Below are 17196 nucleotides of genomic sequence, written 5' to 3'. Positions count from 1 at the left end.
TGGCGCCCGGGAGACCCGGACGCCACCGCCGTGCTGGGTCAGTGCTCAGAAGGCGCCCTGGGTCTTGGCGTCCTTGACGTACTGCTCCCAGGCCTTGTCCTTGGTCGACTGCCCGTTCTCGTACGACCGCAACGCCGGCTCGAAGGCGTTCTCCTTCACGGCCTGGTGCTTCGGACCGAGGTGCAACGGCTGGATCTTCGCGACGCTGTCACCGAAGATCTTGCCGGTCGGCGCGTTGTTGAAGTACTCGTTGGTGTAGGCGAGGAACTCCGGGTTCTTCAGCGCCTCCAGGTTCGTCGGCAGCGGGCCCTTGGCCTTGAAGGCCGCCACCTGGCTCTGCGCGTTGGTCAGGTACTCGGCGAGCTTCGCCGCCTCCTTGGGGTGCTTGCTCTGGGTCGGCACGGCGAGCCAGGAGCCGCCCCAGTTGCCCGCGCCGCCGGGGACCGGCGCCACGTCCCACTTGCCCTTGTTCTCCGGGCCGGAGTTCTCCTGCACGATGCCGAGCATCCAGGACGGGCAGAAGGTCGCGGCGAAGGTGCCCTGCTTGAAGCCGGCCGACCACTCCGGCGACCAGGTGGCCGTCTCGGCGGTGATGTTGGCGTCGGCCATCGCGATCGCGGTGTCCCAGGCGCTCTTGACCGAGGCGCTGCTGTCGGCGACGACGTTGTCCTGCTTGTCGTAGAAGAGGTCACCGCCCTGCTGGAACATCACCGCGCTGGAGGCGGTGGTCACCGAGTCGAGCATGCCCTTGCCGGTGGCGGCCCGGTACTTCTTGCCGGTCTCGATGAAGGCGTTCCAGTCCGGCCAGAGCGCCGCGACCTGGTCCCGCTCGGTCGGCAGCTTGGCGGCCTGGAAGAGGTCGCGGCGGTAGCAGACCGCCAGCGAGCCGACGTCGGTGGGCAGGCCGATCAGCCGGCCGTCCGGCGCCTTGCCCAGCTCCCACTTCCAGGGCAGGTACTCCTTGCTGTGGTCGGCCACGAGCGGCGCCAGGTCGGCCCAGTTGGCCGGGTTGGCCTTGAACTCGTTGAGGATGCCCTCCTCCAGGGCGACCACGTCGGCCGCGCCCTTGCCGGTGGCCAGCGCCCGGACGATCTTCGGCCGGTACTCGTTGAGCTGTGCGGTCTTGCGCAGCTCGACCTTGATGCCGGTGTCCTTCTCGTACTGCTTGACGATCTCGTCGTAGCCGAACTCGCCGAAGGTGTCCACGACCAGCTTGGCGGGCTTCCCGCCGGACGCCGTGGCGCCGTCGTCGTCCTTGCCGCAGGCCGCGAGACCGCCGAGTGCGGTGACCGCGGCCAGGGCGGCGGCCGCGAGGCGGGTACGCCGCGTGGTGACGCTCATCCTGACCCCTCTTTCAGTGGTGAGGCTGGGTTTGGGTGTGGTGGGGGGTGTCGCTGCGCGCTCCCGGGCCGGACCGGCGGACCGGGACGGCCGGGCGGGGTGCGCAGTGATCCGCGCCACGCCCTGGGAACGCTCCCATGAGCGTGCCGGGAGGGTCAGGGGGTGTCAATAGACCGATGGGAGCGTTCCCAGATCGTTACCGCGGGTGCCCTCCACCGCTCCTCATGAGACGGTGGGCCCTCAGCAGAGGCGACGCAGCAGCGTGCTGGCCCGCCCCGGGTCGAACGCCGCCGGGTCGAAGTCGCGGCCCGCCCACTCCCGCATCGCCCGGTGCTCCCGATGGCCCGGGTCGACCAGCGCGGCCAGCAGGACCAGGTAGCCCGCCGGGCCGCCGACGTCCTCCGGCGGGCAGGCCCGCTCGCCGTCCAGGCAGGACGGGTACCGCTCATCCGGGTCGGCGGTGAAGGCGTCCTCCACCAGCAGGTCGTGCTCCCACCAGTCGCCGAAGTCGTAGGTGTAGCGGAACCGGCTGCCCTTGCCGAGCACCGCGTCGAGCCGGACGTCCAGCTCGTCGCGGAGCGACAGCTCGCCGTCGGGGTCCGGTTCGCCGTACTGGACGCCGTCGATCTCGAACGAGTGCAGGTGGCAGTCGCGCCAACCCATGGCGTGCTGCACCACCCGGTGCAGCCGGTCGAGGGTGTAGCCGCCGGGCACCAGCACCCGCCGCCAGACCGGCGGGCGGACCCCGGCGAGGGACATCCTCAGCTGGAAGATCTGACGTGGCATGCTGCCCCCTCCTCCCACCGCATAGGCTGCCGACATGATCTGCCGAGCCTGCCGGGAGCGGCGGCACGACGACTGTCCCGGCCGGAAGTGGTGCGACTGCCAGCACCGTACCCCCGGACCGACCCCTCCGGTCACCGGTCCGGCCAGCGAATGAGCGTCGGAATCCCGATCCGCCGGATCTGGCCGACGCCGACCACCCCACCCCTGGACGACGCCGAGCTGACCGCGCTCTACGGTCGCGCGGACCGCCCGCACCTGCGGGTCAACTTCGTCGCCAGCGTGGACGGCGCGGTGACCCTGGACGGCTACTCCGCCGGGCTCTCCGGGGCGCCGGACAAGCGGGTCTTCGGCCTGCTCCGGATGCTCTGCGACGGGCTGCTGGTCGCCGCCGGCACGCTGCGGCACGAGGGCTACCGCGCGGTGCGGCTGAGCGAGCCGCGCCGGGCCTGGCGGCGCGAGCGGGGGCTGGCCGAGTACCCCACCCTGGTGGTCGTCTCCGGGTCGCTGGAGCTGGACCCGGCGCAGGCCGCCTTCGCCGACGCGCCGGTGCGACCCCTGGTGCTGACCCACTCCGCCGCCGAGGCGCCCCCGGGGCTGACCGACGTCGCCGAGCTGATCCGCTGCGGCGACGAGCGGGTGGACCTCGGCGCCGGCCTGGCCGAGCTGCGCCGCCGGGGGCTGGGCCAGATCCTCTGCGAGGGCGGCCCGCACCTGTTCGGCGCGCTCACCGCCGCCGACCTGGTCGACGAGCTCTGCCTGACCGTCGCCCCGCTGCTCGCCGGGCCCGGCCCCGGCCGGATCACCGCCGGGAGCCCGGGCGCACCCCGGGAACTGCCGCTGCGGCACGTGCTCGCGGCCGACGACGGCGTGCTGATGCTGCGCCACGCCCGGGACGTCGCCGCGCCGACGCCCGCCGGGGCCGCGCCGGCCGCCTAGCGGTCCCCGGGGTGGCCCCACGGTCGTCGGTCCCCGCCGGGCCGCCCCCCGGCGGCACATGACGGAATACGCGGGCAGTCCGCCCCGGCCACGGCGACCGGCGCGGGCACACCGGTCCGCGTACCCGCGCCCGGGACCGGTCCGCGCCGCACCCGCAGGCTCTAACCTGGGCAAATGGGGCTCCCTGCGTCGGGCGGAGCGATCGGGGCGGAGCGACCGGGCCGACCGCTGCTGGCCGCCGGCCTGCTGACCACCGCCGGCCTGCTGGACGTGCTGTCCGCGCAGGCCGACATGAGCGGCGGTCCGTTCGTGGTGGCGACCCGGGAGGGCATGTACGTGGTCGACATCACCGGCTGGGCGCGGCTGCACGTCGCGGTCGGCGCGGCGGTCGTGCTCGCCGGGCTGGCGGTCGTCACCGGCCGCCGGGGCACCACGCCGGTCGCCCTCGGCTGCGCCGCGGCGGGGGCCGTCGTGGACCTGCTGCTCTTCCCGTACGCGCCGGTCCGGGCGCTGCTGGTGGTGGGGCTGTACGTCGCGGCCGTGCGGCTGCTGCTCCGACACCGGCGCGCCACCCGGGTCGCCGGGCAGCTCAACGCGGCTCACAGACCCGGCCCGTCATCGCCGGATCCCCCTCCCTGGTCGCCGACCAGATCGGATTGAGCGTCAGGGCCAGGGGTGGGGTCTGCCAGGCGGCGCCCAGCCGTTGCAGCAGGCCGTACTCCCCCCGGGACATCTCCACCGGTTCCCCGGCCAGGAAGGCGACCACCCGGTCCTCCACCGCCGGGTCGCCCACCAGCCCGCCGTGCAGCGCGGGCTGCTGGTAGACCGGGATCCGGCTGTACTCCCCCGGCGGCGCCTCCGCGGCGCTGACCGTCGGCAGAAAGGCGATCATCCGCACCCCGGCGACCGGGCAGAGGGTGCGGTTGCGGTAGAACGGCGCGTTGATCAGCACCGACCGCACGAACGGGCTGTCGGGTTCGTCCTCCGCCGCCAGGGGCAGGCCCGCCAGCCAGAACATGGCCCGCAGCTGCCACCCGGTCGCCACACCCCAGCCGGAGTGTCCGGGCGGCGGGTAGTAGGTCCGGCCGGCCTGGACGAGGGGGCTGAACATCACCACCGCGGTCACCGGGCCGCGGGGAAGCCGTTCCAGGTAGGTGCGGGCCACCATCGAGCCCTCGCTCTGCCCGAACAGGGCCACCGGCCGTCCGGTGCGCCGGTGCACCGCCTCGACCTGGTCGGCGAGCAGGGCGCTGCTGGAGTCCAGCGAACGGTGGGTCGCCTCCGGCGGGTACGGCAGGGGCCGGCCCTGCATGTCCAGGCCCCGGTAGGAGAAGCGCTCCACCCGCGGGTCGGCGGAGGGACTCCCGTCCCAGCTGGAGTTGTGCCCGCCCAGGACGATCACCGCGTGGGGGACCTCCTCGGGCAACCGGTCGGCGAGGATCGGGGGCCGCCACTCCTGGCGCGCGTCGCCGGCGAAGCCGATGACCGCCTGCGCCCAGATCGCGCCGGCCAGCGCGAGCGCGATCGCGATCGGCGCGACCGGCACCCGCGCCCAGCGCAGCCGGGCCGGCGCCGCCGCGGCGGCCACGGTCCGCTGCCACAGCAGCCCGTTCGCCACCCCGGCCAGGCCGGCCACCAGGACCGTCCACCAGCCGGGGGTGCTGGAGATCAGCGCGCCGGCCAGGGTCAGGACCACGAAGTTCAGCGACGCCCAGCCGAACAGCTCGATGCTGGGCAGCCCCTTCCACCACCGGGCCACCACCCCGCCCCGGAGCAGGAAGGGGGCGAGCACCAGCATCGGGCCGAGCGAGGCGAAGAGATACCAGGAGAGCGCCACCGCCGAGAAGGCGACGGAGAGGGCGGCCCACGGCGAGATGACGACCGCGGCGAGCACCGCGACCTCCAGGTTGCGCCGCAGCAGCCAGCCCCAGGAGGGGCGCGGCACGCCGGCGGGCCAGGCCAGCCCGGTCAGCCCGGCGGAGAGCACGCCCCGGAGCACGGTCAGCAGCAGCAGACCGACCAGGAACATGGGCCAGGAGTCGTGGTAGACCAGCAGCCAGCGCAGGTCGTGGTACGAGTCGTACGGCCAGACGGCGCTGGCCTGTGGGGCCAGTCCCCGGGCGGCGTGCAGGCCGACGCCGACCAGCAGCGCCTCCTCCACCGCCGGTGGCAGCGCGGCGAGGAGGAGCAGCCCGACAAGTCGACCTCGTGTCGGTCCCACGGCACTCCTCGCTTCCCCGGCCCTCCGATGCTCTCGCGGATCACGCCGCTTCGGACGGGAATCGCGCGGACGACGGCACCCATCGTGGTCGTGCCACCCCGTAGCGCGACGGCCTCCGACGGCGGCGCGTGGCGTCCGCCGCGTCGCGTGGCAACCTGTCGTACTCCTCGGGCAGGATGCACCACGTGTGCCCTGACCGAGACGACCAGCTGACCGGAGCCCGCCGATGACCGACGACCCGCTCGACGGCCCCGGCACGGCGGTCGGCCGGGTGCTCGGCACCGCCGACGCCACTCCGCTGCAGTTCTGGACCGCCGTCTCCCCCGACAGCTACCTCCAACTCGACGACGTGGTCGTCACCCGGCGTGAGCTGCCCGACCGGGAGCCGGTCACCATCGCCGGGGTGGTCACCCAGGTCCGGGCCCGGCACGAGGGCGCCCAGTTCGACTCGGACGTCTTCGCCATCGCCGACGGCACGCTCCCCGCCCAGGTGCAGGAGGCCGCCGAGATCACCACCACCCGGGTCGACCCGGAGTTCTACGTGCCGCCCGCGCCCGGCGCTGCGGTCTACCGGGCCGAGGGCGACGCCCGGGCAAGGGCGCTGCACTTCGACCGGATGGAGCGGCGCATCCCGATGGGCATGGGGCGCGACGGGGTTCCGGTCTACCTCAACGCCGACTTCCTCGACGGCAGCCGGGGCGCACACGTCTCCATCTCCGGCATCTCGGGCGTGGCCACGAAGACCAGCTTCGCCACCTTCCTGCTCTACTCGGTCTTCCGCTCCGGGGTGCTGGGCGGCGACGCGGTCAACGCCAAGGCGCTGATCTTCAACGTCAAGGGCGAGGACCTGCTCTTCCTCGACCACCCCAACGCCCGGCTCGACGACCCGACCCGGGCCGCGTACGCGAAGCTGGGGCTGGACGCCGGCGCCTTCCCCGACGTGCGGGTCTACGCCCCGCCCCGGGTCGGCGACTCCTCCGGCACGCCGGACGTGAGCAGCCGGCTCACCGGCGTGGACAGCTTCTACTGGACGCTGAGCGAGTTCTGCGCCGACCGGCTGCTGCCGTACGTCTTCGCCGACGCCGACGACGAGCGCCAGCAGTACACGATGGTGGTCCACTCGGTCGCCGCCCACCTGGCCCGCTACGCGCAGCCCGCCGACGGCGGGGTGAGCGTCGACGGTGTCCGGCTGGGCTCGTACGCCGACCTGGTCGACCACATCGTCGAGCAGCTCAACGACGACGAGACCCGCAGCGACTGGGCGGGCAGCGCGGTCGGCCTCGGCACGGTCAACGCCTTCGCCCGCCGGCTGATCGGCAGCAAGAAGGACCTGGGCCGGCTGATCCGCGGCGACCTGGCCACCCGCCGCCCGCACAGCATCAACACCGCCGAGAGCGCCCAGGTCACCGTGGTCGACCTGCACAACCTGCCGGACCGCGCGCAGCGCTTCGTGGTCGGCGTGACGCTCAAGAGCGAGTTCGAGCGCAAGGAGAAGTCCGGCACCGCCAAGCCGTTGCTCTTCGTCGTCCTCGACGAGCTCAACAAGTACGCCCCGCGCGAGGGCTCCTCCCCGATCAAGGAGGTGCTGCTGGACATCGCCGAGCGGGGCCGCTCGCTCGGGGTGATCCTGATCGGGGCGCAGCAGACGGCGAGCGAGGTGGAACGCCGCATCGTCACCAACTCGGCGATCCGGGTGGTCGGCCGGCTCGACCCGGCCGAGGCGTCCCGTCCCGAGTACGGCTTCCTCCCGCCGGCCCAGCGCCAGCGGGCGCTGCTGGCCAAGCCGGGCACCATGTTCGTCAACCAGCCGGACATCCCGGTCCCGCTCTGTCTGGAGTTCCCCTTCCCCGCCTGGGCGACCCGGGTCTCCGAGGCGGGGAAGCCCCCCTCGCAGACGCTGCGTTCGATCACCCAGTCGGCCGACCCGTTCGCGGTGGTCGGCTCCGGCGCCGGCGACGACGACATCCCGTTCTAGGGGGCGCACAGCCATGAAGATCCTGCACACCTCGGACTGGCACGTCGGCAAGGTGCTCAAGGGGCAGTCCCGCGCCGACGAGCACAAGCAGGTGCTGGCGGGGGTCATCGAGATCGCCGCCGCCGAGCGTCCCGACCTGGTCGTCGTCGCGGGCGACCTCTACGACACCGCCGCCCCCAGCCCGGAGGCGACCCGGCTGGTCACCCGGGCGCTGACCGCGCTGCGCCGCACCGGCGCCGACGTGGTGGCGATCGGCGGCAACCACGACAACGGCCAGGCCCTGGACGCGCTGCGGCCGTGGGCCGACGCGGCCGGCATCACGCTGCGCGGCAGCGTCCGGGAGAACCCGGCCGAGCACGTCATCGACGGGGTCACCCGCGACGGCGAGCGCTGGCAGCTCGCCGCGCTGCCCTTCCTCTCCCAGCGCTACGCCGTGCGCGCGGTGGAGATGTACGAGCTGACCGCCGCCGAGGCGACCCAGACCTACGCCGACCACCTGGGCCGGGTCCTCGGCCGGCTCACCGAGGGGTTCACCGAGCCCGACCGGGTCCACCTGGTCACCGCCCACGTCACCGTGGTCGGGGCGACCACCGGCGGCGGCGAGCGCGACGCGCACACCGTGCTCGGCTACGCCGTGCCGGCGACGGTCTTCCCGGGCAACGCCCACTACGTGGCGCTGGGCCACCTGCACCGCTCGCAGCGGGTGATCGGGCCCTGCCCGATCCGCTACAGCGGCAGCCCGCTGGCGGTCGACTTCGGCGAGCAGGAGAACGTCTGCTCGGTGACGGTGGTGGAGGTCACCGCGCGCACCGCCGCCCAGGTCCGCGAGGTGCCGGTGCCGGCGGCGGTGCCGCTGCGCACGGTCCGGGGCACGCTCGCCCAGCTGGCCGAGCTGACCCCGCCGGAGGGCTGGCTGCGGGTGTTCGTCCGCGAGCAGCCCCGGGCCGGGCTGCGCGAGGAGGTGCAGGAGCTGCTCCCCCGCGCGCTGGAGATCCGCATCGACCCGGAGCTGGTCCCGGCGCCGGGCAGCGGCACCCGGGTCGCCCAGCGGGCCGGCCGCTCCCCCCGCGAACTCTTCGCCGACTACCTGGGCAGCCGGGGCCACGACGACGACGGCGTGCGGGAGCTCTTCGACGAGCTCTTCGAGGAGGTCGATCGCTGATGCGCCCGATGCGCCTGGACATGGCGGGCTTCACCGTCTTCCGCGACGAGACCACGGTCGACTTCACCGACGCGGACTTCTTCGCGCTGGTCGGCCCCACCGGCTCCGGCAAGTCGACGGTGCTGGACGCGATCTGCTTCGCCCTCTACGGCACCGTCCCCCGCTGGGGCGGCACGCGGGGCCTGGCCAACGCGCTCGCCCCGTCGGCCACCGAGGCGCGGGTCCGGCTGGTCTTCGAGTCCGCCGGCGCCCGCTACGTGGCCACCCGGGTGGTCCGCCGGGACGGCCGGGGCAACGTCAAGACGGCCAACGCCGGGTTGCAGCTGATGCCGGCCGGCTTCGACGTCACCAAGCTGGACACCGGGCTGAGCCCGGAGGACCTGGGCGAGGTGGTCGCCGGGACGCCGGCCGAGATGGAGCAGGCGGTGCTGGAGGCGGTCGGGCTGCCGTACGAGCAGTTCACCTCCTGCGTGGTGCTGCCGCAGGGGCAGTTCGCCGACTTCCTGCACGCCAAGCCGGCCACCCGCCAGCAGATCCTGGTCAACCTGCTCGGCCTCGGCGTCTACGAGGAGGTGCAGAAGCGCGCCACCGAGCGGGCCGGGCAGGCCGAGGCGGGGCTGGCCGCGGTGGACAAGGTGCTCGCCGGGCTGACCGACGTCGACGACGCGGCGCTGGCCGCCGCGACCGCGCAGGTCGACCGGATGCGCGAGCTGTCCGGGGCGGTCGGGTCGGCCGTACCCGAGCGGGAGAGCGCACGGGCGGCGGTCCGGGCGGCGACGACGGCGTTGGCCGACCTCGACGCCGACCTGGCCGGGCTGACCGGGGTGCGCGCGCCGGACGGGGTCGCCGAGGTGGCGCGGGCGGTGAGCACCGCCCGGTCGGCGGCCGACGAGGCGGCGGCCGCGGTGACGCTGGCCGAGGAGCGCGAGGAGAAGCTGCGCGGCGAGCTGGCCGGCGCCGGCGACGAGAGCACGCTGCGGCTGCTGCTGCGGGCGTACGCCGACCGGGAGCGGCTGACCGGCGAGGCCGAGACGGTCCGCGCGGCGGTCGCCGAGGCGCAGCGGGAGCACGACGCGGCGGTGGCGGCCCTGACGGCGGCGCGGGAGGCGTCGGCCCGGGCGGAGGCGGAGCTGGAGGCGGCGTTCCGGGCCCACGAGGAGGCCAAGGCCACCGACCAGGCCGTCGCCCTGCGGGCGCACCTGGCCGACGGGGGCACCTGCCCGGTGTGCGAGCAGACGGTGGCGCGGGTGCCGGCGGTGCCGGCCGGCTCGGCGGTGGCGGCGGCGACCGCCGCCGGCAAGGCGGCGCGGGCGGCCAGCAAGGCGGCGCAGGCGCTGGTGCAGGAGCGCGACGCCGCGGCTCGCGACCTGGAGCGGGTGCTGGTGCACGCCCGGGCCCGGCACGACCAGCTCGCGGCCCGGCTCGCCGAACTGGACGGTCAGCTCACCGACGCGGCGGCGCCGACGGCGCTGCGCGCGGCGCTGGACGAGCACGCCCGGCTGCGCCGGGCCCTGGACGAGGCGGCCGGGGCGGTGCGCGCCGGCCGGGACGCCGCCCGGCGGGCCCGGGGCGCGCTGGACGCGGCGCAGGAGCGGCTGCGCGCCGCCTGGCGCGGCTTCGACACCGCCCGGGACCAGCTGGCCCGCTTCGGCCCGCCGGCCACCGACCGGGACGACGTCGCCGCCGCCTGGGCCACCCTGGTCGACTGGGCCGCCGAGCAGGCGCAGCGGCGGCGGGCGGAACGGGTCGGGCTGGCCGAGGCGGTGGCCGAGGCGCAGGCGGCGGCCGAGGCCGTGGAGGAGCGGATCTCCGGTCTGCTGTCGGCGGCCGGGCTGCCCCCCGCCGAGGACCCGGTACACGCGGTCGCGGTCGCCGCGGAACGGGCCGAGGCGGACCGGCGGCGGATCGAGGAGCGCCGCGAGCAGGCCGATGAGCTGCGCCGGCAGCGGGACGAGCACGAGCGGCAGGCCCGCACGGCGCGGGCGCTCGCCGGGCACCTGCGGGCCAACAACTTCGAGCGGTGGCTGCTCGCCGAGGCGCTCGACCTGCTGGTCGACGGTGCCTCCCGGATCCTGCGCGAGCTTTCCAACGGCCAGTACGACCTGGTCCACGACAAGGGCGAGTTCGCCGTGGTCGACCACCACGACGCGGGGCTGCGCCGGGGCGTGCGCACCCTCTCCGGCGGGGAGACGTTCCAGGCGTCGTTGGCGCTGGCGCTGGCGCTCTCCGAGCAGCTCGCCGGGATGTCCACCACCGCGGCCACCCTGGAGTCGATCGTGCTGGACGAGGGCTTCGGCACGCTTGACGCGGCGACCCTGGACACGGTGGCCGCCACCCTGGAGAGCCTGGCCGCCCGGGGCGACCGGATGGTCGGCGTGGTCACCCACGTGCCGGCGCTGGCCGAGCGGATCCCGGTGCGCTACGAGGTCCGCAAGGACGCCCGCACGGCCCGCGTCGAACGGACCGGCCTGTGAGCGCGAGGAGTGCAGCGCAGCGGAGCCCCGCAGTCGCGAACGGAAAGGCAGCCCTGTGAGCGCGAGGAGTGCAGCGCAGCGGAGCCCCGCAGTCGCGAACGAAGAGGCAGCCCTGTGAGCGCGAGGGGGGCGGCGTGACCGGGCCGCGGCTCTTCGTCGACGCCTGGGATCCGTCGTACGGGGCCTCCTTCGAGGCGTCGGTGGGCGGGCCGGCGGCGCCGAGCAGCGCCCAGGTCGAGGCGGACGTCGAGCTGCCGGCGGTGGACTGGCGGGCGATCGGCCCCCGCGCGGGCCTGCGGGCGCCGGACGTGGTGCTGCTCGTCGACGGGGTACGCCGGATCGACGCCAGCGTCTGGACGGCGGAGGAGGACGGCGCCTCGTTCCCCGGCATCGCCGCCTCGTACGCGGCCGGGGTGGTCCGCTGCGACCTTGAGAAGGGCGCGGCGGAGCTGGCCGGGGCGCAGGTCGGGCGGGGGCTCTTCACGGCCAGCCCGTCCGCCCAGGAGGTGGTGTGCGGGCGGGTCCGCTACCCGGTGCACCGGGTGGGCGGCACGGGCGAGTTGAGCAAGCTTCCGGCGGCGGTGCAGGGGCCGCTGACCGCGCTGGAGGTGGCGGTCTCCGACGCCGCGCGGGTGGACGGCGACCTGCTGGTGGTGGACGGGCCGCTGCGCAGCCGGCGCCAGCTGCCGCGCACCCTCGGCTACATCAAGACCCAGCACAGTCAGTACCTCGACGCCCGGCTCACCGCGGTGGTCACCGGGCTGCGGCCGGGCGAACGCTCGCCGGTGTTCCGTCTCGGCACCGCCTGGGGCGGCTGGTCCTGGTATCTGCGCCTGCCGGTGGCGCTCGGCGCGCCCTGGGCCGGCATCGTCCGGATGGAGTGCTCGGCGGAGCTGCCGCCGGAGGAGGCGATCGCGCTGGCCGACCTGTCGCTGGTGACGCTGCCCCGGTTCGCCTCCTCGCCGTACAAGGACCCGCGTGCCCCGCAGAACCTGGTGCCGATCGCCGGGCTGGAGCGGCGGCTGCGCGGCCTGCTCGGCGACGCCCGGCTGCTGCACCGGGCGCTGACCATGGCCACCCGGGTCGGCACGGCGGGCCGCTGATGGGCCGCCGCCGTGGGGACGACCGGGTCGTCGCCACCGTCGACACCGGCGAGGCGGAGCTGGTGCCGGACCCGGACCGGCCCCGGTCGTGGACGCTGCTGCTCGACGGCGCCCCGCAGTCGCACGTGGACCTGGCCGACCCGACCCACCTGGAGTTCGAGTACGTCCGCCGGCTCGGCGCGGCGCTCGACCTGCTCGCCCCGGCCGGCGCGCCGCTGCGGGTGCTGCACCTGGGCGGCGGCGCGTTGACCCTGCCCCGCTACGTCCAGGCCACCCGCCCCGGCTCCACCCAGCGGGTGTCCGAGGTGGACGGCGCACTGGTGGACCTGGTGCGGCGGGCGCTGCCCTGGCCCGCCGATCCCCGGCTGAAGGTCCGGGTGGCCGACGCCCGCGCGACCCTCGCGTCCACCCGGGACGCCGCGTACGACGTGGTGGTCGCCGACGTGTTCGCCGGTGCGCGCACCCCGGCACACCTGACCTCGGTCGAGTACGCCGCCGAGGTGGCCCGGGTGCTCGCCCCGTCCGGCTGGTACCTGGCCAACCTCGCCGACGGCCCGCCGCTGCGGCACGCCCGCGCCCAGGTGGCCACCGTCCGCTCGGTGCTGCCCCGGGCCTGCCTGGTCGGCGACGCGGCGGTGCTGCGCGGGCGCCGGTACGGCAACCTGGTGCTGGTCGCGGGCCGGGTCGAGCCGCCGGTGCCGGAGCTGACCCGGCGCGCCGCCGGGGACTGGTTCCCCGGCCGGGTGGTGGCCGGCGCGGAGCTCGACCGGTTCGCCGGGGGCGCGCCGGTGGTGCGTGACGCCGACGCCACCGACTCCACCCCGCCGCCGCCGGGAATTTTTTCGGTACGTCGTTGATCCGCTGGGCCGAACCGCACGTATCACGGGGCGGCCCTCCCCGTGGGCCGGCTGATGTCGATAGGCACCAGGAGGTCTGCATGCACGCGGTCGCGGCCGGCTTGCACGGTGAGATGGCCAGGCCAGGGTGGATGTTCGCCCGGGCCCAGCCCCAGTCCCGTGCCTCGAGGTCGGGCCGGGGGGTCGACGCGGGCCCCGCCGATCGCCAGAATGGCCCGGTGACGCCGCGACCGGCGCCCGGACGCCACCAGGCGGCGTCCCCCGAGGCCAGTCATTCCGATCAGCTCGTCCGGCTGCTCTACGCCGAGCACGCCGGGCCGCTGCTGATGTTCGTGATGCGGCTGACCGGGGGTGACCGGCAGCGCGCCGAGGACATCGTGCAGGAGACCCTGCTGCGGGCCTGGCGCAACGCGCACCGCCTCGGCGTGCAGGGCCAGGGGTCGCTGCGGCCGTGGCTGGTGACGGTGGCCCGGCGGATCGCCATCGACGAGCACCGCAGCGAGCAGGCCCGGCCGGCGGAGACGTACGACCGGGACCTGACCGCGTTCGCCGAGTCGGACAGCACCGACCGGGTGCTGCGCACCATGACGGTCGCCGACGCGCTGCGTACGCTGAGTCAGTCGCACCGGGAGATCCTGGTGGCCACGTACTTCCGGGGCCGCACGGTGCCGGAGGCGGCCGAGGAGCTGGGCCTTCCGCTCGGCACCGCCAAGTCGCGGGTCTACTACGCGCTGCGCGCGCTGCGCACGGCTCTGCAGGAGAGGGGGGTGACGGAATGAGCCGGGCAGACCACATGGACGTCGCCGCGTACGCGCTCGGCGTGCTGGACGAGCAGGACACCGAACGGTTCGAGGAGCACCTCGCCACGTGCTGGGCCTGCGCCGCGGAGCTGGAGACGATGGTCCCGGTGGTGGGGCTGCTCTCCGACATCGACGGCGAGACGATGATGGCGATGGAGCACACCGCCACCGATCCGGCCCTGCTGGACCGTACCCTCGTCGCGGTGCGCACCCACCGGCGGCGCGCCCAGTTCCGCCGGGTCTTCGCCACCGCGGCCGCGGTGGTGGCGGTCGGCGCGCTGAGCGGCCTGGGGGTGGCCTCCCTCAACGGCGGTGGCGGCGGCGACCGGGTGATCGCCGGGCCGACCGTGACCGTGCCGGCGGACGGGCCGTCGAGCCCGCAGCCGACCCGCTCGGGCCCTGCGGTCGGCGGCAACGAGATCGAGGGTGAGCAGCACGACGCCACCGACGGCAGCACCGGGGTGAAGGCCACCATGTGGCTGGCCCGCAAGGAGTACGGCACCTGGATCGGGTTCAACCTGACCCGGCTGCCCGGGCCGCGCACCTGCCGGCTGGTGGTGGTGCGCAAGAACGCCACCACCGAGGTGATCTCCACGTGGTCGGTGCCGGGCACCGGCTACGGCACCAACACCAACCCGCAGGACCTCCAGCTGGAGGCGTCGACCTCGGCGCCGCCCAGCGACATCGCCAAGGTGCAGGTGCAGTCGGTGGACGCGAACGGGGTGGCCAGCCCGCTGGTGACCGTCGTCCCCTGATCCGTCGCAGTCCCGATCGGCGTCGGCCCCGCGTGGGCCGACGCCGTTTCGGCTTTCCGGGGTCGGCGTCGACGTGCCTGCACACGTACGGGGACCTTGAACGGTTCAACCGGGTTCGAGTGAAATTGCTCACTGTCAATCGTTCAACCTTGACAGTGGACCCTCCGTACTACTCGGTGAACTGCCAAGAATGAGGAGGGCACGTGGCACAGATGAAGCGAACCGTCATCGTCGCGAGCGCGATGGTCGCACTTACGGCCTGCGCTCCCGCGGGTTACGACGGGGCGAACTCCAGCGCTGCCGAGCCGGTCGCCGTCGCCGCGGCCGAGCCCACCGCGGCGGTCGAACCGGAGGCCTCCGCCTCCGCCGAAGCTCCCGGCGCCGAGCAGGCGCCGCCCCCCGCCGACGTGCGCCTGACCGACCAGCTGGTCGGCAAGAAGGTCGCCCGGATGGGCAACGTGGTCACCGACCAGGAGGGCTGGATCCTCTACCGCTTCGACAAGGACTCCGACGATCCGCCGTCGTCGAACTGCGTGGACAAGTGCGCCCAGGTGTGGCCGCCCGCGCTGACCGACGGCAACCCGCAGCTGCAGGGCGTCTCCGACGACAAGGTCGGCACCGTCACCCGCCAGGACGGCACCCGGCAGATCACCATCGGCGGCTGGCCGGTCTACCGCTACATCGGTGACAAGAAGCCCGGCCAGTGGAAGGGCCAGGGCGTCGGCGGCACCTGGTTCGTGGTGGACCCGAACGGCAAGAAGAACCTGACCTGCCTGCCGACCGGCACGCCGAAGGCGGTTGCCCCGCCGGCGGCCGGCTCGGACGCGGGCAGCTCCGGCTACACGTACTGATCTCCCACCACCAACCGGGACACGGTGGCCGGTCGCAGCCGGGGAGGGCGCGGCCGGCCATCGTCACAGGTGCGGAAGCGGCGGCGCACCGGCAGCGCCGCGCGTCCGACGGTCGTGGCGCCGACCCACCCGGGTCGGCGCCACGATCTCGTACCGGTCAGCGCTTCTCCCAGGGGCTGGGCACCGGGAAGTAGGTGTCCAGGAAGGGCGTCAGCATGGCCACCTGCGCGGCCAGGTCCGCCTCGGTGGAGAAGGCGTCGTTCAGGCAGAAGACGTGGCGGTCCCGGCGGGCGAGCAGATGCGCCAGCCGCGCGGGCGTGTCGGGGTGGGACAACTCGGCGATGGTGTAGCGCAGCTCCCCCGGCACCGCCCGGCCGGTGTGGAACGCGTAGTAGTGGTGCAGCGACGAGGCGATGGAGATGTCCGCCATGCTGCGGAACCGGTTGCCGGCGGTGACCCGGTGCGCCGCCGGGAAGGTCTCCTCGATCTCGTACAGCACGCTGCGTCGCAGCGCGTGGGGCATGTGCTTCATCTTCCGGGTGAGCACGGTGCCGAAGCGCTCGGCGATCAGGGCGCGGTTGTTCTTGCCCGCCGCCGAGGAGGGGATGTCCTCCGCGGTCGGGGCGCCGGGCGGCACCAGGGCCGGCGACGGGAAGAACCGGGAGATGCCGTTGGCCAGGAAGAAGTCGCGGGGCAGCACCTCACTGCCGAGGAAGACGTCGTCGTTCAGGTAGAGGAAGTGCTCGGAGAGCCCGTCGATGTGGTGCAGCTGGCTCTCGATGGCGTGCGAGTTGTAGGTCGGCAGCACGGACGGGTCGGCGAAGACTTCCCGGTGGCTGACCACCCGGATCTCCGGCGCCGACTGATCCAACCACTCCGGCACCTGGTCGTCGGTCACCAGGTAGACCTGGCGTACCCAGGGCGCGAACTGGTGCAGTGACCGCAGCGAGTAGCGCAGTTCGTCACGGCTGAGGAAGCGAGCCGCGCTCGCCGCCTCGGCGTGGTACGGGACGCCGGCGATCGCCGCGCGACGGCGCAGCCACTCCGGGTCCGCACCGTCCACCCAGGTGTAGACGACGTCGACCGGAAAGGCGACGTCTTCGGGCTGCCGTCCGGCGAACTCGTGCCGGGTTCGCGCCGTCGTCGTGGCGGTCGGCGGCACCAGGCCGGTGAAGAGCGACTCGGAGGTCAGCACCGGCGGCGCCGACACCTGGACCCGCTCGGCCACCGGGTTCGGGCGGGGAGCGACGAGCTCGTCGCCCTGCCTGGTCCAGAACTCGACCTCGCACCCGTACGCCTGGCCGAGCACGAGCCGGTGCCGGGGGTCGGTGCGGTACCAGGTGAGCCGGACGACCGGAGCGTCTGCCAGGCGTTCCCAGGTGCGCGGCTCGAAGCCCGCCGCCGGAGGTCGCTCGGCGTGGGTACGTGGCACGGTGACATAGCCGGGAACCCGGGCGCAGGCGGCGGCGAGTGCGGCGTACACCCGTTCCCGGTCCGCGTCGTCGACGCCGACCACCGAGGCGAGGTCCGCCCTGCCTCGCACCCGGAAGTGGTCCACGCCGGCCTCGTGGAGGGCCGCCGCGACGGCGGTGAGGTTCGCCTCCCGGGCGCGCAGCGGGGTGAGGGCCGCGTCGACCTGGGCGATGCGGGGTGCGCGGTCGGCGGTGACGACCACCCGGTCGCCTCCGGCCAGCAACTGCGGCTGCCGCCTCGCGATCCGCTCGCCCTGGCGTCCGGAGGCCGCGCTGTTGCCCGACGCCCGGGCGACCCACTGCTTCAACTGGTGCCGGGCCCGCGGACTCACCCTGGTCGCGATGGCGCGGCGCGTCTGCGGGCTCAGCACCCGGCGGTACACGTCGACGAGCCCCGACGGCTCCGCGAGCGCCGGTGGGGTCTCGGCCGGCCTCGGCCCGGGCTCGGTCACGGCTGTCCTCC

14 protein-coding genes are annotated in these 17196 nt (G+C 74.6%); 10 read left to right on the top strand and 4 right to left on the bottom strand.

Annotation, left to right across the window (positions count from 1 at the left end; all coding sequences use genetic code 11):
- Window positions 1–45: 45 nt before the first annotated feature.
- Together V6U88_RS17520 and V6U88_RS17515 are read right to left on the bottom strand one after the other, a co-directional pair.
- A complete protein-coding gene (locus V6U88_RS17520) occupies window positions 46–1341 on the bottom strand; it encodes a sugar ABC transporter substrate-binding protein (RefSeq protein ID WP_334454281.1) in 1296 nt (431 codons plus the stop codon).
- Between the two features lie 240 nt (window positions 1342–1581).
- Entirely contained in the window at window positions 1582–2127 is a 546-nt protein-coding gene (locus V6U88_RS17515; protein WP_334454279.1) for a plasmid pRiA4b ORF-3 family protein, read from the bottom strand.
- Between the two features lie 150 nt (window positions 2128–2277).
- On the opposite strand from V6U88_RS17515, the gene V6U88_RS17510 reads away from it, so the two are divergent.
- Window positions 2278–3063 (top strand): pyrimidine reductase family protein, encoded by a 786-nt coding sequence (locus V6U88_RS17510; protein ID WP_334454278.1) that lies wholly within the window; start codon window positions 2278–2280, stop codon window positions 3061–3063.
- A gap of 174 nt (window positions 3064–3237) precedes the next feature.
- Window positions 3238–3723, top strand: coding sequence for a DUF7144 family membrane protein (locus tag V6U88_RS17505; protein WP_334454276.1), 486 nt, complete (start codon window positions 3238–3240; stop codon window positions 3721–3723).
- Here V6U88_RS17505 and V6U88_RS17500 read toward each other — a convergent pair.
- Window positions 3653–5284 carry a hypothetical protein gene (locus tag V6U88_RS17500; RefSeq protein WP_334454274.1) on the bottom strand — a complete coding sequence of 544 codons (1632 nt, stop codon included), beginning with the start codon at window positions 5282–5284 and terminating at the stop codon, window positions 3653–3655. The genes V6U88_RS17505 and V6U88_RS17500 overlap by 71 nt on opposite strands.
- Window positions 5285–5510: 226 nt before the next feature.
- Here V6U88_RS17500 and V6U88_RS17495 point away from each other — a divergent pair, with 226 nt between their 5' ends.
- The 8 genes from V6U88_RS17495 to V6U88_RS17460 all read left to right on the top strand — a co-directional run bounded on the left by V6U88_RS17495 (window position 5511) and on the right by V6U88_RS17460 (window position 15261).
- The gene (locus tag V6U88_RS17495) at window positions 5511–7259 is read left to right on the top strand and encodes an ATP-binding protein (RefSeq protein ID WP_334454272.1); all 1749 of its coding nucleotides are present in this window, start codon (window positions 5511–5513) and stop codon (window positions 7257–7259) included.
- 13 nt (window positions 7260–7272) lie between these two features.
- Window positions 7273–8421 (top strand): exonuclease SbcCD subunit D, encoded by a 1149-nt coding sequence (locus V6U88_RS17490; RefSeq protein WP_334454271.1) that lies wholly within the window; start codon window positions 7273–7275, stop codon window positions 8419–8421.
- Window positions 8421–10895, top strand: coding sequence for an SMC family ATPase (locus V6U88_RS17485; RefSeq protein WP_334454270.1), 2475 nt, complete (start codon window positions 8421–8423; stop codon window positions 10893–10895). Before V6U88_RS17490 ends, V6U88_RS17485 begins: the two co-directional genes overlap by 1 nt.
- A 134-nt stretch (window positions 10896–11029) precedes the next feature.
- On the top strand, window positions 11030–11998 hold the full coding sequence (locus V6U88_RS17480) for a hypothetical protein (RefSeq protein WP_334454269.1): 969 nt from the start codon (window positions 11030–11032) through the stop codon (window positions 11996–11998).
- Window positions 11998–12855: a spermidine synthase gene (locus V6U88_RS17475; protein WP_334454268.1), complete on the top strand. Its 858-nt coding sequence runs from the start codon at window positions 11998–12000 to the stop codon at window positions 12853–12855. The genes V6U88_RS17480 and V6U88_RS17475 overlap by 1 nt, the downstream gene beginning before the upstream one ends.
- Before the next feature lie 80 nt (window positions 12856–12935).
- Complete coding sequence (locus V6U88_RS17470; protein WP_334454267.1) at window positions 12936–13634, top strand: sigma-70 family RNA polymerase sigma factor; 699 nt, start codon at window positions 12936–12938, stop codon at window positions 13632–13634.
- Entirely contained in the window at window positions 13631–14410 is a 780-nt protein-coding gene (locus tag V6U88_RS17465; protein WP_334454266.1) for an anti-sigma factor family protein, read from the top strand. The genes V6U88_RS17470 and V6U88_RS17465 overlap by 4 nt, the downstream gene beginning before the upstream one ends.
- Before the next feature lie 203 nt (window positions 14411–14613).
- Window positions 14614–15261: a hypothetical protein gene (locus V6U88_RS17460; RefSeq protein ID WP_334454265.1), complete on the top strand. Its 648-nt coding sequence runs from the start codon at window positions 14614–14616 to the stop codon at window positions 15259–15261.
- Between the two features lie 157 nt (window positions 15262–15418).
- Here V6U88_RS17460 and V6U88_RS17455 read toward each other — a convergent pair whose 3' ends face one another.
- Window positions 15419–17185, bottom strand: a complete 1767-nt coding sequence (locus tag V6U88_RS17455; protein ID WP_334454264.1) for a stealth family protein — start codon at window positions 17183–17185, stop codon at window positions 15419–15421.
- Between the last annotated feature and the right edge of the window lie 11 nt (window positions 17186–17196).

It is taken from the genome of Micromonospora sp. CPCC 205739 (assembly GCF_036906795.1).
In the GTDB taxonomy this organism is placed as follows: Bacteria; Actinomycetota; Actinomycetes; order Mycobacteriales; family Micromonosporaceae; genus Micromonospora.
This window is presented reverse-complemented; position numbering and strand designations above follow the sequence as displayed.

What these genes read in the sequence shown, in the direction of transcription:
- V6U88_RS17495 (WP_334454272.1), top strand. Translation starts at nt 5,511, where the DNA reads ATGACCGACGACCCGCTCGACGGCCCCGGCACGGCGGTCGGCCGGGTG.
- V6U88_RS17520 (WP_334454281.1), bottom strand. Translation starts at nt 1,341, where the DNA reads ATGAGCGTCACCACGCGGCGTACCCGCCTCGCGGCCGCCGCCCTGGCC.
- V6U88_RS17505 (WP_334454276.1), top strand. Translation starts at nt 3,238, where the DNA reads ATGGGGCTCCCTGCGTCGGGCGGAGCGATCGGGGCGGAGCGACCGGGC.
- V6U88_RS17465 (WP_334454266.1), top strand. Translation starts at nt 13,631, where the DNA reads ATGAGCCGGGCAGACCACATGGACGTCGCCGCGTACGCGCTCGGCGTG.
- V6U88_RS17475 (WP_334454268.1), top strand. Translation starts at nt 11,998, where the DNA reads ATGGGCCGCCGCCGTGGGGACGACCGGGTCGTCGCCACCGTCGACACC.
- V6U88_RS17485 (WP_334454270.1), top strand. Translation starts at nt 8,421, where the DNA reads ATGCGCCCGATGCGCCTGGACATGGCGGGCTTCACCGTCTTCCGCGAC.
- V6U88_RS17490 (WP_334454271.1), top strand. Translation starts at nt 7,273, where the DNA reads ATGAAGATCCTGCACACCTCGGACTGGCACGTCGGCAAGGTGCTCAAG.
- V6U88_RS17470 (WP_334454267.1), top strand. Translation starts at nt 12,936, where the DNA reads ATGCACGCGGTCGCGGCCGGCTTGCACGGTGAGATGGCCAGGCCAGGG.
- V6U88_RS17515 (WP_334454279.1), bottom strand. Translation starts at nt 2,127, where the DNA reads ATGCCACGTCAGATCTTCCAGCTGAGGATGTCCCTCGCCGGGGTCCGC.
- V6U88_RS17510 (WP_334454278.1), top strand. Translation starts at nt 2,278, where the DNA reads ATGAGCGTCGGAATCCCGATCCGCCGGATCTGGCCGACGCCGACCACC.